The sequence below is a fragment of the Psychroserpens sp. XS_ASV72 genome, from assembly GCF_041224425.1.
In the GTDB taxonomy this organism is placed as follows: domain Bacteria; phylum Bacteroidota; class Bacteroidia; order Flavobacteriales; family Flavobacteriaceae; genus Psychroserpens.
In genome coordinates this window covers 1-16,699 of the sequence record NZ_JBGFGL010000076.1, presented here as the reverse complement: position 1 = coordinate 16,699, position 16,699 = coordinate 1, and the positions used below count along the sequence as shown (strand labels likewise).

The window sequence follows — 16,699 nt, the reverse complement described above, 5'->3', positions numbered from 1 at the left end:
TCTTCTAAAATATGAAAAATATCATGTTATATTGTTATTTTCATTAAGTTTTAAAATGTGAATTCTCTTGGTGTCTCTTAATAGCTTTCCTAGAAAGTATGATGCCGACAATGAGTGATACAAATGCGCCTGTCCAAATTCCAGGGATAAAATCTATAAATAGGAAAAAGTCATAAGCGCCGTGAAATAAGACAGCCAATCCCAATCCCATCAAATTTGTTTTGATACGATAGCCATTAAACTTAGCCTTTCCCATAAAATATCCCATTAATATTCCGAAGGTTGCATGTGCAGGAACAGCTGTGAAAGCTCTAAGCAAGGCTACTCTTGGACCACCTTCAAGCACGTAAAAAATATTTTCAGTAGCAGCAAATCCCATTGATACCATAACGGCATAAACAATGCCATCAAAAGGTTCATTAAAAGCTGTTTTTGGTTGCGCGAAATAGCGAACTATGACATATTTACTGAATTCCTCTACCAAGCCAACAATAAAGAAAGCTCTTATAAATTGTTGGAATACACTGTAGCGATCTGGTTCTGGAAAAAAGATATCAAAACCTAGATACAAAATAGTAGTGATGATAATGCTCACAATAGCACCAAAAACAAAGCTCATCATGAGTAAACCTCTTGGCTCTTTCTCGTACTTGTCTTTAAGATAAATGTAGAGGATGATAATCAAGACTGGTGCAATGGCGAGTAAGAGGTTGTTCATGCCTAAAGATTTATAGTTTTGCTTTAATGGCTTTTAAGACATTTAGATAATAAGGTCTGTTACTGGCTACAAAATGATTGTTCTCTTCACTGTGTTTCAAGAGCACTTCAAATTCAGTAAGAGTTACGAACTTTAAATCCTCAACTTCATCTTTTTGAGGAGTGAAGTCTTCAATACTTAGCGTTGTTTTGCAAATAAAAGTATGATGGAATTCATTATCTGTAATCCCATTGGCATAGGATTGAAAACAGTCAAAAACACCTATTTTATCAAGATTTGGATGAGATATATTTATACCAATTTCTTCCTTAGCTTCTCGAATAGCAGCATTCTCTATGGTTTCTCCAGCATCAACATGACCAGCAACGGAAACATCCCAAAGGAGCGGACAAATAGTTTTTGAAGCTGCGCGTTGCTGCAAAAGAATAGAACCATCAGATCTGTATAACCAAACATGCGCTGTGTTGTGTAAATGTCCTTTACTATGGATTTCAGATTTAGGCACAGAAATTCCAATTGGAATATAGTTCTGATCTACAATGTCTATGAGTTCATCCATATAAAAAAGCCTCAATAAGAGGCATTTTATGATTTATTTAAAATAAGAGAAGGTATCTCCTTTTTTGATTTTCAATAACGTTTCGTAAATCATTCTGATCACATTTTCAACATCGTCTCTATGAACCATTTCTACGGTGGTATGCATGTATCTTAATGGAAGTGATATCAAAGCTGAGGCGACACCACCATTGCTGTAAGCAAAAGCATCCGTATCTGTTCCTGTTGCTCTAGACAAGGCTGAACGTTGAAACGGAATCTTTTTGGCTTCAGCAGTATCTGTAATCAAATCCCGAAGCTTTTGTTGAACCGCAGGCGCATAAGCAATCACAGGACCTTTGCCAAGTTCTAGATGACCTTCTTTTTTCTTGTCGATCATAGGTGTTGTGGTATCATGCGTAACATCTGTGACAATGGCAACATTAGGTTTTATGGTTTCAGTAATCATTTGAGCGCCTCGTAAGCCAATTTCCTCTTGAACGGAATTTGTAATATAAAGACCAAAAGGAAGTTTCTTCTTATCTTCTTTCAGTAATCTTGCCACTTCAGCAATCATAAATCCACCCATTCGGTTATCAAGAGCGCGACAAACAAACTTGTTACCATTCAGAATATGGAATTCATCCGGATAGGTGATGACACATCCAACATGAACGCCTAATTTTTCAACCTCGTCTTTTGAAGTGCATCCACAATCTATAAAGATGTTGTTAGGTTTAGGAGCTTCTTCCTTTGCTCTATTTCTTGTGTGAATGGCAGGCCATCCAAAAACACCCTTCACAATTCCATTTTTAGTATGGATGTTTACAACCTTACTTGGCGCAATTTGATGGTCACTACCACCATTTCTAATCACATAAATCAAGCCGTCATCAGAAATATAATTGACGTACCAGGAAATTTCATCGGCATGTCCTTCAATAACTACTTTGTAATCTGCCTTAGGATTAATAACACCAACAGCAGTTCCGTAAGTGTCTGTAATAAACTCATCAACATATGGTTTAAGGTAATCCATCCATATCTTTTGACCTGTCCATTCATAGCCAGTTGGAGCTGCATTGTTTAAATAAGATTCAAGAAAATCAATTGATTTTTTATTGAGTAAGGTTTTTTTTGCCATTTGAAATAATTTTCCACTAAATTAATAATATTAATACGAATTTAAGGTTTAACAGAATGTAAATATTTAATTTTGAATTGAGAATATTTCTGTCTTTGGAACAGTTTTTGGCAATCCTCTAGCGATGAAATTTATTAAGTATATATGGCTTCTTTTTCCGTGTGTTGTTTTCGGACAATTAGAACCTGTCGTACAAGACAGTACTGAAGTGGAGTATATTTTAATTGAAGGCGATTCCATTCCAAAGAGAGCGATCGATTTAAACGAGGTCTTACTGCTTCAAAGACTTAAGTTTGATAGTAAGGAAGATCGTATTAAATATCTTATTTTAAAGCGAAAAACAATCAAGGTGTACCCTTATGCTAAGCTGGCAGCAGAACGCTTGGTGTCGCTTAATGAACGTTTGGCGACGCTAGATTCCAAACGCGATAAACGTCGCTATGCAAAAATCATACAAAAATATATCGAGGAAGAATTTTCAGCTGAACTTAAAAAATTGACACGTACTGAAGGTCAAATTTTGGTCAAGCTTATCCATAGGCAAACTGGAAGTACAGCTTTTGATTTGATTAAAGAATTGAGAAGTGGGTGGCGAGCATTTTGGTTCAATACCACAGCTAGCTTATTCGATATTTCATTGAAACGTGAATTTGATCCCATCAATGTAAAAGAGGATTTTTTGATAGAAGACATTCTTGAGCGTGCTTTTCAAGATGGTAGGCTTAAACGTCAAGAACCTGCTTTAGAATTTGATTATTATGATTTGACAGACAAATGGGTCAATAACACTACTGATAACCCAACTGAAACCAAAAAACAATAATGCGTATACAATCGCCTCTTGAAGAACGTTTAAATGCTTGGAGCCATGGAATTGGTGCAGCTTTAGGAATAGCTGGACTGGTGTTACTGATTGTCTATTTGGAAAAAAGTACACCTTTTGCACTTTTTAGTGTGATTGTTTACGGTATCTCCATTATCGTTTTGTTTTTGGCGTCAACATTTTACCATGCTGTGGAAGGTGAACGCCGTAAACACTACTTCAGGATTGTAGATCATATCAGTATTTATTTTCTTATTGCTGGCACATATACGCCAGTACTGCTCATTACTTTACCAGATAGTTTAGGTTGGATTCTGTTTTGGGTAGTTTGGGGAATTGCCTCTTTTGGAGTCATATTAAAGTTGTTTTTTACAGGAAAATTTGAAGTGTTTTCAACCTTGCTGTATTTGGTCATGGGTTGGTTAATTGTCTTTGATTTTTCCACTTTGGCAGACCGAATGGCCAATAACGGATTGTTATTGTTGTTTGCTGGTGGATTGTTTTATACCGTTGGAATTATATTTTACGCTATCCAACGCATTCCTTACAATCATGTGATATGGCATTTATTTGTATTAGCTGGAGCTATTTGCCATTTTTTCATGGTGTACTTTTACATTATTTAATCTATTTTAAAAGTACAGATTTCAAATCGTTGTAATTAGAAATTTTGATGGAAACCTTGGGCTTGTCTATTACTTCTAGGATTTGTTTTGGAAGCGGAATTTGAGTTGGAATAACCTCTTCAACAACATCCAAAAATTTTGTAGGATGCGCTGTCTCTAAAAACACAGTATGTGCTTTAGGATGATTTTCCAGATACGTCTTACAGCCTAAATAACCTACAGCACCATGTGGATCAGCAATGTAATTATAGTTTCGATAAAGTGATTTCATGGCTTCTTTAGTTTCATCGTCACTGAAACTATAAGCAGAAAGGTTAGAGGTAAGGGTCTCAAAGTTATGGCCATACAGTTCCTGAATTCTTATGAAATTACTCGGATTGCCAACGTCCATAGCATTACTAATGGTCTGAATGGAGGATTTTGGTTTGTATGTTCCCGTTTTTAAATATTCTGAAACTACATTGTTGGCATTATTGGAAGCAATAAAATGTTTAATAGGTAATCCCAATTGTTGCGCCATAATTCCTGCACAGATGTTTCCGAAATTTCCACTAGGTATGGAAAAAACTATGTTTTTATGAGTTTTGTACAATTGCTTGTAGGCAAAAAGGAAATAGAACATTTGCGGCAGCCATCTTGCAACATTAATGGAGTTAGCCGACGTCAGTTGCATTTTAGAAGTAAGGTCTGTATCTAAAAATGCCTTTTTGACCATATCTTGGCAGTCATCAAAAACGCCATCTACTTCTAAGGCAGTAATGTTTTGTCCAAGTGTAGTTAATTGTTTCTCTTGAATATCACTTACTTTTCCTGAAGGATATAAAATCACAACATTCACACCTTTAACACCTAAAAAGCCATTGGCAACAGCTCCTCCAGTATCACCAGAAGTAGCTACCAAAACAGTGACATCATTTTTGTTTTCAGAATTAAAATAACCTAAGCATCGCGCCATAAATCGCGCGCCAACATCCTTGAAGGCCATGGTTGGGCCGTGAAATAATTCTAAAGTAGAAATATGGTCATCTAGTGTAACCACAGGAAAATCAAAAGAAAGCGTGTCTTCAATAATAGATTTTAGAATCTCTTGAGGAATATCAGACCCAACAAATTCTTTTATAGCATGAAACGCAATTTCAACATCGCTTTTCGAATCAATAGATTCAAAAAAGGATTGAGGTAATTTTTGAATATGCTCTGGGAAATATAATCCCTTATCAGGAGCCAAGCCTTTAATGACGGCATCCTTAAATGTTGTTTTTGGCGCAATATTATTTAAACTGAAATACTTCATTTAGGTCTCGCTATAAGATTTTTATGCCCTCTGTGTTGATTTTAGAAAGATGAAGTTCGAATTCTATTTGTGTTTTAGAATAGAATTGGTGTAAACCATCTTTAACCTTTTCTGCTGTTTCCTGTCCTTTGCACAATGCAAAAACGGAAGGTCCAGATCCTGAAATGCCAAAGCCTAAAGCACCACTATTCAATGCAATTGTTTTCATATCCTCAAAATGGGGAATCAACGCTTTGCGAAAAGGTTCAACCACAACATCTTTAAGGCTCTCTTGCAATAAGTTGTAATCTTCAGTATGTAATGCATGGACAAAACTTCCAACATTAGACCATTGTGTAATGGCATGAGAAAGCAGAATTTCTTTTGGCAATAGCGCTCTAGATTCAGAGGTTTTAATTTCTATTTGAGGATGTAAAATAACGGTATATAAATCTCTAGGAGAAGGTAACTCAATAATATTCAAGGGAGAAACACTTTTCACTAACGTGAATCCACCAAATAGAGCAGGCGCTAAATTGTCAGCATGCTCAGATTGACTTGCCAAGGCTTCGCCTTTCATGGCAAAAGCCGTCAATTCCGTTTTATTGTAAGGACGTTCTAGCAACTCGTTGATTGCAAACACACTTCCAGCTGCACTGGCAGAACTGCTTCCAATTCCACTTCCAGGTTTAATGTGTTTGTAAATTTCAATATCAAATCCGCACTCAGGCTTCGCGTCATTATATAAGGCTAGAGCAGAAACTCCAGCAACATTCAGTTCGGTTTCCAGCGGTAAATCGAAGCCTTCTATTTTAGTAATACGAATGCCTTTATGGTCAGATTTCCGCACGATCATTTCGTCTCCAACACTGTCCAAACAATAGCCAAGTACGTCAAATCCGCAGGAAACATTGGCTACAGTAGCTGGAGAGAATATTTTTATGTATGGTAATGATGCCACTTTTTGATTTGTTATTTGTTTCCGATTTTAATGATATCAGCAAACAATCCTGAAGCTGTAACATCTGCACCAGCACCAGCACCTTTAACGATAAGTGGTTGCTCTGGATAGCGTTCGGTGTAGAACATCACAATATTGTCTTTACCTTCTAGATTATAAAATGGATGCCCTTCAGGAATTTCCCTAAGACCGCATTTGGCTTTACCATTTTTGAACTCCGCAACGTATTTAAGCTGACATTTTTTTGCTTTCGCATTCGCAAAAATAGACTGAAAATGTTCTTCATCAGCTTTTAAGGTCTTGTAAAAGTCATCAACTGATTTGCTTTCGAGGTTGGCTTCAGTAAGAAATGTTTGAATATTGATGTCATCAATTTCCATAGTGCCACCGTTTTCACGAGCTAAAATCAAAATCTTTCTGGCTACATCAATACCACTTAAATCTATTCTTGGATCAGGTTCGGTGTATCCTTCAAATTGGGCACGTTTTACAGTGTCATGAAAGTTGGTTCTGTCACTGAAATTATTAAAGACAAAGTTTAAGCTTCCAGATAAAATGGCTTGAATGCTCGTTACTTTATCGCCAGATGCTACCAAATTTTTTAAAGTATTGATTATTGGCAAACCTGCGCCAACGTTGGTTTCGTATAAGAAAGGTGTGTTGTAACTTAAAGATAAGTCATGAAGCTTTTTGTATGTTTCATAAGCTCCAGAACAAGCGATCTTATTACAAGCAACTACAGCAATGCTATTTTTCAGATAATTGTCATACCAACCAGAAACGGTTTCATCAGCTGTAATATCTACAAAGATGCTGTTACGAAGATTCATTTCAACTACCATATTGAAAAACCCTTTTAAACTTGTTTTGTCAGCATAGTGAAATAACGACGCCCAATTGCTAAGATCAATGCCATTGCTATCAAAGACCATTTTTCTTGAATTGGCCATACCTACAATACGAACATCAATCTTAAGCTTTTTCTTTAGATAGCTATATTGTTGCTCAATTTGATCTATCAGTTTTTCGCCAACATTACCAATACCTACAATAAATACATTGAGCTGCTTGGTTTTAACTTCGAAGAACTGTTCGTGAAGTACATTTAAGGCTTTCTTGACATCGTTTTCATTTATGACTGCTGATATATTTCTTTCAGAAGCACCTTGGGCAATAGCTCTAATATTGATGTTGTTTTTTCCTAAGGTACTAAACATACGTCCGCTAATTCCTTGAAAACTTTTCATCTTATCACCAATTAAGGCAATAATAGACAATCCGGTTTCGACAATTATTGGATCGATTTTGTGAAGTGAAATCTCGTTTTCAAAGTTGGTGTCAATAGCTGCCTTGGCGAGCTTGGCATCATTGACATCGATTCCAAAACAAATGGAATGTTCTGATGAAGCTTGTGTGATGAAAATAATATTGATTTTTTCTTGCGCCAGTGTTTCAAATAAACGCTTTGAAAACCCAGGAATACCAACCATTCCACTTCCTTGTAAAGTCAATAAGGCAATATTGTTGATGTGCGTAATTCCTTTGACAGGATGCTGAAAACGCGCTTCGGTTTCAGAAGACACAATCGTGCCTTTAGCTTCAGGTTTTAACGTGTTTTTAATGTGGATAGGAATATTCAAGTCTAAAACCGGTTGAACCGTTGGAGGATACAAGACTTTGGCGCCAAAATGTGACAATTCCATAGCTTCTTGATAGGACAGTTGCTCAATTGGAAACGCCTGTTTCACCAATTTAGGATTCGCTGTGTACATACCGCTCACATCGGTCCATATTTCAAGTTGTTTTACTTTTAGTGCCGCAGCAACAATGGCTGCAGTAAAATCAGAACCACCTCGACCAAGTGTAGTGATTTCATCATCTTCAGATTTCGATACAAATCCTGGCAGGATCGTAATGTCTTGTTTTGCAGATTTAAAGTAGGTTTTAATATTACTGTTGGTAGCTTTCAACTGAACTTCAGCTTTGGTAAAGTTTGAATTCGTGACGATGAGGTCTTGTGAATTCTTACAAACAGCATACAAACCTCTTGACGACATGGTTTCCGCAATTATATAAGATGATAGTAGTTCTCCAAAACTCACTAATTTATCTGAGGTCTTGGGTGATACTTCGTTTATCAAATATAAACCGTCCAAAAGATCTTTAAGTTCCTGAAGCTTATTTACTAAGGTCTTGATGATATCTTTATTCTTTTTAGGAATTAAAGCTTCAGCAAGTTTTATATGAATACGTTCAATAGATTTATAGGCCTCTTCATAAGACTTGTCTTTGATTTGGGCCAGTTGTCCAGCATACAATAACTTATCGGTTATGCCTCCAACAGCAGAGACGACACCAACCACTTGGTCGGTTTTGGATTGTTCTTCCAAAATTGAAATGACTTGATTGATGTTGTTTGCCGAACCAACGGAAGTACCTCCAAATTTTAAAACTTTCATTCTAGTAGTGTCTGCTGTAGTTTTTATATCAATTTATTATATTCAAAAGTATTACTTTTACTTCTAATAAAAATCCGCATAAGTGAAAATTTTCTCAAAAGAACAAATTTACGAAGGTGATCGTTTAACAGCCGAAAAACAAAACATTAGTTCAACCGAATTAATGGAACGTGCAGGCATCCAAATTTTTAACTGGCTACATGTCAGGATGCAAGGTGCCCAAGTTCCAATCCATGTCTTTTGTGGTATTGGCAATAATGGTGGTGATGGATTAGTAATTGCCAGGCATTTACTGAATCATGGGTATAATGTAAACACATATATAGTGAATTACAGTGATAAGCGTTCTAAGGACTTTTTAGTGAATTATGAGCGCATCAAGGAAACTACCAAAGTGTGGCCAACAATGATGTCTAAGGATACCGATTTACCTCAAATACATCAAGATGACATCATCATTGATGCTGTATTTGGGATTGGACTTAATCGTCCAGCCGCAGAATGGGTTATTGATATATTTCAGCATTTTAAGAATAGCAAAGCATTCACCTTATCTATCGATATTCCTTCAGGAGCATTCACAGATAAAGTTCCTGATAATGAAAATGCAGTCGTGTGGGCAAATCACACATTGAGTTTTCAATCGCCAAAACTCATTTTCTTTCTGCCTGATACAGCTAAATATTCTCTGCAATGGGAAGTGTTGGATATTGGAATTGATAGAGAGTTTTTGTTTAAGACCCAAACCAAAGCAGAGCTTATAGGAAGACATGAGGTGTTACCGCAATACAGGCCAAGAGAGAAATTTTCACATAAAGGTACTTATGGTCATGCATTGATTATTGGAGGACAATATGGAAAAATCGGAGCCGTAGTTCTGAGTTCAAAGGCTGTGCTAGCATCAGGAGCAGGTTTGGTAACTTCCTTCGTTCCAAAGTGTGGATATTCGATATTGCAAACCACTTTGCCTGAAGCTATGGTGGTTTCTGATGTGGAGGAAACGTTTATTTCTAATATATCATTTCCAGAAGACCCAGACGTTATTGGATTAGGAATAGGTGTTGGAACCTTGCCTAAAACTATAACTGCTTTTGAAACGTTCCTTAAAGAAAATAAGAAACCGTTGGTTATTGATGCCGACGGATTGAATATGTTATCCAAGAGTAAAAAACTGCTCAAGCTATTACCAAAACAAACGGTGTTAACACCACATCCCAAAGAGTTGGAACGTTTGATTGGGTCATGGAAAAATGATTTTGACAAGTTGGACAAGGTTAGTACATTTTCTAAGCAATATGATGTTATTGTTGTTATTAAGGGAGCCAATACAATTACCGTTTACCAAGACAAGTATTATGTAAATACAACAGGTAATCCTGGTTTGGCAACAGCAGGTACAGGAGATGTGTTGATGGGAATAATTACAGGCTTAATAGCTCAAGATTACGAACCGTTGGTTGCTGCAATTTTTGGGGTGTATCTACATGGAAGATCTGCAGATATAGCTGTTGAAGATTACGGGTACCAAAGTTTAATGGCAAGTAATGTTATTGATTATTTAGGACAAGCATATATCGATTTATTCAAACCGCCTGAACAAGAGCAACAGCCACAAGAGGGAAAAGAGAAAAAAGAAGGCTAATAAAATAAAAAAGCCACTTAAAAAAGTGGCTTAGTTTTTAAATATAAAACGTTTAAGAATTTAATTTCTCCTCAAGAAGTTCTACTAATTTTGGATTTGAAGGTCGAGGAGCATCTGGACTTACAATGTTTCCATCTGGATCGATAAGGATAAAACGAGGAATACCATTAACCTGGTATGCTCTCACGAAATCAGATTGCCATGCATTGTCTGAAAATAATTGGATGCCTCCTAAGTTCTTATCATCAACCATTTTTTTCCAAGCTTCAAAAGCTTTTTCCTTGGTGCCACTGCGTTTTTCATCATCTACAGAAATACTGACAAATTCAATATTTTGACCATGGAACTGTTCTTCCACCTTTTTCAAGGAAGGAATCTCGCGCTTACATGGACCACACCATGTTGCCCAAATATCTACATAAACATATTTTCCTTTAAGGTCAGATAGGGAAGTAGTTCCTCCTTTATGATTGATGTAATTTTCAAACGTAGGAGAAGGAGATCCTTGTGGTAATTCTTCTCTAAGGGCTATTTTTCCAGATAAATATTTTTCTAAAGAATTAATAGTTCCTTCCATGTTTTTTTGTCCGTTGGCAATATGAAGGGAATCTAGATTTTTGTAATTGTCCTGTAATTTTTGAAATCCTTCCTTGTAAGCTGTAACAGCTTTGTCTAAACGCTCCTTACTAGGTTCTGCAAATAAATCATCTGTAAAATGCTCATTGGACAATAAATACGATTGAATAGCAAAATTATTGATATCTGAGCCATCTCCTTTATAAACCAAAGTATTGTCAAAATCTTCATAATCGGTTTCAAATGAAGACTCAAATCCGTTCTTTAAATAAATAGAACCATATTCGTCTCCATGTTTTATGGAGTAATCTCCATCAGCTATTTTTAAGGTGTCACTAAAAGTACCATCGTCATTAACTTTGATATTTTTTTCATAGTCCTTTCCCATGTAAACTTTCAATGTTTTGCTTTCATGTGGATTTTTTATGGTACCACTTAAGGTTACATAATCTTTAGGTTCTTCTTGACATGCAACGATAGACAACGCGCATAAGATTATAAGTAATTGTTTCATAGGTTGTGATTTATGTTTTCTCAAAAATAAAAGATTCGTCTAACAATATCCATATTTTATTAATTATTAACATTTGTTGCATACAAGATTAGTAATGTTGATTTTTGAAGTGAAAATTTCTCAACATGGATACTGAACATATTATTTCTTCCGAAACTCTAGAGCTTTCAACAATTAGTGATATTCTGTTTTATCAGAAAAAAGTCAAGTTATCGGAAGAGGCGATTCGTAAAATAACCAATTGTCGTGCGTATTTAGATCAAAAGATGCGCACTCAAGACGAACCTATATATGGAATCAATACAGGATTCGGGTCGTTGTGCAATGTTAAGATATCAGGTGATAAATTAACTCATTTGCAGGAAAACCTCGTCATGTCCCATGCTTGCGGAACTGGAGATAAGGTTTCTAAAGAGATCATTAGATTAATGTTGCTTTTAAAGATACAGTCATTAAGTTATGGACATAGTGGTGTGCAATTGGATACCGTAAATAGGCTAATTTATTTTTACAATCATGACATACTTCCTGTTATATACACACAAGGCTCATTAGGTGCTTCTGGAGACTTAGCGCCTTTGGCACATTTGGCTTTGCCATTAATTGGAAAAGGACAAGTTTATTATAAAGATCGTATTTGTGAAGCCGAAGATGTTTTAAAGGAATTACAGCTTGAACCCATAACCTTAAAATCCAAAGAAGGCTTAGCACTTCTGAATGGAACTCAATTTATGAGTGCTTATGGTATCTACTTATTAATTAAGTCCTATAAGTTGTCTTATATGGCAGATTTGATATCAAGTATTTCGTTGGATGCCTTTAATGGTAGAATTGAACCTTTTGATGACCTGGTACATTTAGTAAGGCCGCATAATGGTCAGTTGAAAACGGCTGAAAGGATTCGAGAATTTTTGGAAGGTAGTGAATTGATAGCACAAGAAAAACAGGATGTGCAAGATCCTTATTCGTTTAGATGTATTCCACAAGTCCATGGCGCAACAAAAGATACATTGAACTTTGTGCATAAGGTTTTTAAAACAGAAATTAATTCGGTTACCGACAATCCAAACATTTTTATCCAAGAGGATAAAATTATTTCAGGAGGAAACTTTCATGGACAACCCTTAGCATTGGCATTAGATTATTTGAAGATAGCAATGGCTGAGTTGGGAAACATTTCAGAGCGAAGAATATACCAACTGATTTCAGGAACAAGAGGATTGCCCGCTTTTTTGGTAGACAACCCAGGATTGAATTCAGGATTTATGATTCCTCAATACACAGCAGCTAGTATTGTAAGTGCCAACAAACAATTGGCTACACCCGCTAGTGTCGATAGTATTGTATCGAGTAATGGTCAAGAAGATCATGTTAGCATGGGAGCTAATGCTGCCACGCAAGCTTATACATTAATACAAAATACCGAGCGTGTACTGGCTATTGAATTATTAAATGCTTCCCAGGCTTTAAACTTTAGAAAGCCTAAATTATCATCGCCATTAATTGAATCATTTATAAGTAGTTATAGAGATGAAATCCCATTTGTGGAAGAAGATGGAATTTTTCATAAAATGATAGAATCCTCGTTACATTTCATCGAAGATTTTTGCATCGAAAATGAATTGCTTTTCGATTAAATGCAAAAAAAAATGTTCAAGTGTTTAATCTGTAAAAAAACGTTAAATTTATTTGGCATTCAATATTTTATAATCTACTTTTGAAAGTAAGTTAGGGTGGATTATATTCATTTTGACCACATAAAAAGCAGATTTTAAAACGTCTTTTTTTATGTTCTTACCTAAAATTGTTTGATAGCACAACAATTGATTATTAGCACATTTATTGAATTTTGAATAAGCAATTATTCAAGCATTGAGTAGTCTGTTTATGGATACATATAATAGGCATATCTCATTTGGTCCCCAAACCTATTACTTAAGCAATTTGCTTTTGTTATGTAGACTGGTAAAACAGTTGAAATAAATGTTAAGATAATTTTAATTTAAAACCAAATGTTATGTTTATGAGCAATTTTACCCGAAGTGGTAGTCGAGCCAAAATCTGGCAGTCTATCACGAATTTATCGTGTTGTAGCATTGATCTTATTACCAAACATTCCAATAGCATGAAGGTGTTAGCCTTTATCATGCTATTTATGTTTAGTACAGGTTCAATGTTAGGGCAAGCGGAGCGAAGTACGTTCTTCAACCGTTGCCAAGAAGATGCACCTCCAGGTCCATCTGAAGCAGATGTTGCAAACTTGTATTTAAATCAATGTGGAGACATTCCTGCAGATGTAGTCAAATCTACTCTTATGAGTGGTGATGATTGTGGCTGGGAAGTTGAATACACTTATGATATTAAGTGTGGAAGTTTCGAAGAACAAATCAAAATCAGTTATGTAGGTGGTGATTTACAAGCTCCTACTTTAGTTGACGGAGCAGTTGTTCCTACTGGTGGAGATAACATCAATGCATGTTTCGCTGATGCTCCTCAAGGACCATCTGAAGACGAAATCGCAGCTTTATATGCTGATAACTGTGGTGGAGACATTATCGTTACCAAATACGGTACTCCACAAGGAGATGACTGTTCTTGGACAGCTTTCTACAAATATCAAATTTCTGATGTATGTGGAAATTTTGCTGCTGAACTAGATGTTAATTACAGTGGTGGCGATAGTGAAGCTCCTCAATTATTAGAGCCAGACTCTATACCTCAAGGAGGATCTGAACTAAATTTATGTTACAGTGAAAAGCCATTAGGGCCAACTGAACAAGAGATTGCTGCATTATATACTGATAACTGTGGTTCAGTTACTGTAACTAAAACAAGTGATTCTAAAGGAAGCGATTGTAAATGGTATGCTATTTACAATTATACAATTGTTGACGACTGTAATAATTTTGCAGAGCCAATTCAAATTGTATATTCAGGATCTGATTCTGAAGCTCCGGTTTTAAATGATATACCTAAAGATGCTTTTTACACATGTATTGATCAAGTGCCAGCTGCACCAGATGTAAGCTACACTGATAACTGTGACTCAAATATTAAGATTGAATACGTTGAGGATTTAAGTAATCTTGGTGATTATTGTGATGGTGGTAAAATTGTTAGAACTTGGACTGCTACAGACCAATGTGGTAATACAACATCATTATCTCAACATATAACAGTTCAAGGAGCTCCTGAATCTACTCTTACAGCTCCTGAATTCCCTGATTCACTATCTTGTGAAGAAGCGTATGGTTTTGTTGCTGATGCAGCTACATATTCTAATGGTGTTGATTCTGGTGCTTGTGCAATTTCAGGATCAATCGAAGCTTCTGTACAAAATGATTTCACAGTATGTGGAGGAAAAATCATTATATCATATAGTGGTGAAGATTCTTGTGGAACACCATTAAGTGCTGGACCATTCGAAATCAATGTGACTCCTGCTCCTGCAGCACAATTAGACCCAGTTCAAAATTTTGAATTGTCTTGTGACGATGCAGCTGGTTATGTTGCTCAACCTTTAAACTATTCTAATGGTTTAGATGGTGATTGCTCATTAAATGGTTCTATTGATCCAATCCAAAAAAATCTTTTTGATGCATGTGGTGGAAAAATCACTGTAACTTACGCGGGTGAAGATGCATGTGGTAATTCATTAAGTGCTACTTTTGAAGTTACTGTATTACCAGCTCCAGCTCCAGAATTTGAGCCTATCGAGGTTGAAACTAGCTTATCTTGTGCCGATGCAGAAGGATATGTTGCTAGTGCTTTAAATTATAGCAATGGACAAGAAGGAAGTTGTAGTATTAGCGGAAGCGTTGAACCAGAGCAAATAAATGATTTTGATGCTTGTGGTGGTACTATTACAATAAACTGGAATGGTCAGGATGAGTGTGGAAATCCGCTTTCTGCTTCGACTACAATCCAAGTAATGCCAGCTCCAGCAGCTTCAATTACTACTCCAGAATTCCCAACTAATATAGCTTGTGCTGATGCAGATGCGTATTCCGCTGATGCAGCAACATATTCTAATGGCTTAACTGGATTATGTGAAATTTCAGGTTCATTAGAGGCTTATGTTGTTAAAGAATATGACGCATGTGGTGGAAAAATCACTATTTCTTATGATGGTGAAGATGCTTGTGGACGTCCTTTAAGTGCAGGTCCATATGATATCATTGTTGATCCAGCTCCTGAAGCTACAGTATCAACTCCTGAATTCCCAGCTGATATTATGTGTGCAATGGCGGCAAATTGGACTGCTGATGACGCTACATATTCTAATGGTTTAACTGGTGATTGTGAAATCTCTGGTTCATTAGAAGCTTATGTTTCTAAAGAATATGATTTATGTGGTGGTAAAATTACCATTACTTATGATGGAGAAGATGCTTGTGGTCGTCCATTAAGTGCTGGTCCATTTGAAATTATCGTTAACCCAGCTCCTGAAGCTAGTTTTGACGATGTTGAGCATGAAGAGGTTTCTTGTGCTGAAGCTCAAAACTATGAGCCAACTTCATTGTCTTATTCTAATGGTTTAGACGGAGAGTGTGGTATTAATGGTTCTGTTGAAGGAGTTTTAAGTGGTGAGTTTACTGCTTGTGGTGGATTACTATATGTTGATTGGTCATACACAGACGAGTGTGGTAGAACAATTACTGCTAGAAAGCAAGTAAAAGTTGATCCAGCTCCAGCTCCAACGGTTGATCCTGTTGAAGACTTTACATTAAGTTGTTCTGATGCTGATGCATACCAAGCTCAAGCTTTAGGTTACAGCAATGGACTAGAAGGCGAATGTAATATTTCTGGTTATTTAGAGCCAGTTCAAACAAACAATTTTGATGAGTGCGGTGGAACTATCACTGTAACTTGGGATGGAGAAGATATTTGTGGAAATCCATTAAGTGCTTCTCAAACTATTACAGTTGATCCTGCTCCAATGGCAGAATTCATCAACCCATTACCAAGTATTGAAGTAGCTTGTGATTTAGCTGATGACTATATTGTTACAAACCTTGCTTATTCTAATGGATTAGAAGGTACTTGTGGTATTAACGGTGAAGTAGAAGGTACTTTATCAGGTAGTTATGATGCATGTGGTGGTACTTTATACGTAGATTGGAAATTTATCGACGATTGTGGTCGTGAAATCGATTACAGAAAAACAATTACTGTATTGCCAGCACCAGCTCCAGAAGTTAGTGCTCCAGAATTCTCAGACAAGATCGCATGTGCCGACGCAGCAGGATTCGAAGCTGCAAACGCTACATATACTAATGTGTTATCTGGACTTTGTGAGCTTTCAGGAGAATTGGAGGCGAACGTAGTTAAGGAGTACGATGCCTGTGGAGGACTTATCACGATAAGCTACAACGGAGAGGATGCCTGTGGCAACCCATTGAGCGCAGGACCATACTATATCGAGG

At 36.4% G+C, this 16,699-nt stretch carries 12 protein-coding genes; 5 read left to right on the top strand and 7 right to left on the bottom strand.

Going from position 1 to position 16,699, the window contains the following annotated elements; translation table 11 throughout:
- Positions 1–43 precede the first annotated feature (43 nt).
- Genes AB9K26_RS07330 through AB9K26_RS07320 form a run of 3 tightly spaced genes read right to left on the bottom strand, consistent with a single transcriptional unit; the run spans position 44 to position 2,399 of the window.
- Positions 44–718 (bottom strand): PrsW family intramembrane metalloprotease, encoded by a 675-nt coding sequence (locus AB9K26_RS07330; protein ID WP_369971901.1) that lies wholly within the window; start codon positions 716–718, stop codon positions 44–46.
- 10 nt (positions 719–728) lie between these two features.
- Entirely contained in the window at positions 729–1,292 is a 564-nt protein-coding gene (locus tag AB9K26_RS07325; protein WP_369971900.1) for an NUDIX domain-containing protein, read from the bottom strand.
- Between the two features lie 18 nt (positions 1,293–1,310).
- The gene (locus AB9K26_RS07320; RefSeq protein ID WP_369971899.1) at positions 1,311–2,399 is read right to left on the bottom strand and encodes a M42 family metallopeptidase; all 1,089 of its coding nucleotides are present in this window, start codon (positions 2,397–2,399) and stop codon (positions 1,311–1,313) included.
- A gap of 124 nt (positions 2,400–2,523) precedes the next feature.
- On the opposite strand from AB9K26_RS07320, the gene AB9K26_RS07315 reads away from it, so the two are divergent.
- Together AB9K26_RS07315 and AB9K26_RS07310 are read left to right on the top strand one after the other, a co-directional pair.
- Positions 2,524–3,222, top strand: a complete 699-nt coding sequence (locus tag AB9K26_RS07315) for a DUF4294 domain-containing protein (RefSeq protein ID WP_369971898.1) — start codon at positions 2,524–2,526, stop codon at positions 3,220–3,222.
- On the top strand, positions 3,222–3,848 hold the full coding sequence (locus AB9K26_RS07310; protein WP_369971897.1) for a hemolysin III family protein: 627 nt from the start codon (positions 3,222–3,224) through the stop codon (positions 3,846–3,848). The genes AB9K26_RS07315 and AB9K26_RS07310 overlap by 1 nt, the downstream gene beginning before the upstream one ends.
- 1 nt (position 3,849) lies before the next feature.
- Here AB9K26_RS07310 and thrC read toward each other — a convergent pair whose 3' ends face one another.
- From thrC to thrA, 3 genes are read right to left on the bottom strand one after another with little or no spacing between them, the layout of a single operon-like run.
- Positions 3,850–5,142, bottom strand: a complete 1,293-nt coding sequence (gene thrC / locus AB9K26_RS07305; RefSeq protein WP_369971896.1) for a threonine synthase — start codon at positions 5,140–5,142, stop codon at positions 3,850–3,852.
- A gap of 10 nt (positions 5,143–5,152) precedes the next feature.
- Positions 5,153–6,082, bottom strand: a complete 930-nt coding sequence (locus AB9K26_RS07300; RefSeq protein ID WP_369971895.1) for a homoserine kinase — start codon at positions 6,080–6,082, stop codon at positions 5,153–5,155.
- An 11-nt stretch (positions 6,083–6,093) separates the two neighbouring features.
- A complete protein-coding gene (gene thrA, locus AB9K26_RS07295) occupies positions 6,094–8,541 on the bottom strand; it encodes a bifunctional aspartate kinase/homoserine dehydrogenase I (RefSeq protein ID WP_369971894.1) in 2,448 nt (815 codons plus the stop codon).
- A gap of 82 nt (positions 8,542–8,623) precedes the next feature.
- Here thrA and AB9K26_RS07290 point away from each other — a divergent pair, with 82 nt between their 5' ends.
- Positions 8,624–10,183 (top strand): NAD(P)H-hydrate dehydratase, encoded by a 1,560-nt coding sequence (locus AB9K26_RS07290; RefSeq protein WP_369971893.1) that lies wholly within the window; start codon positions 8,624–8,626, stop codon positions 10,181–10,183.
- Between the two features lie 52 nt (positions 10,184–10,235).
- Here AB9K26_RS07290 and AB9K26_RS07285 read toward each other — a convergent pair whose 3' ends face one another.
- Positions 10,236–11,273, bottom strand: coding sequence for a TlpA family protein disulfide reductase (locus AB9K26_RS07285; protein WP_369971892.1), 1,038 nt, complete (start codon positions 11,271–11,273; stop codon positions 10,236–10,238).
- A 125-nt stretch (positions 11,274–11,398) separates the two neighbouring features.
- Between AB9K26_RS07285 and hutH the strand changes: the two genes are divergently transcribed.
- Together hutH and AB9K26_RS07275 are read left to right on the top strand one after the other, a co-directional pair.
- Positions 11,399–12,910: a histidine ammonia-lyase gene (gene hutH, locus AB9K26_RS07280; protein ID WP_369971891.1), complete on the top strand. Its 1,512-nt coding sequence runs from the start codon at positions 11,399–11,401 to the stop codon at positions 12,908–12,910.
- 386 nt (positions 12,911–13,296) lie between these two features.
- The coding region (locus AB9K26_RS07275) for a hypothetical protein (protein ID WP_369971890.1) at positions 13,297–16,699 on the top strand (3,403 nt) is incomplete at its 3' end.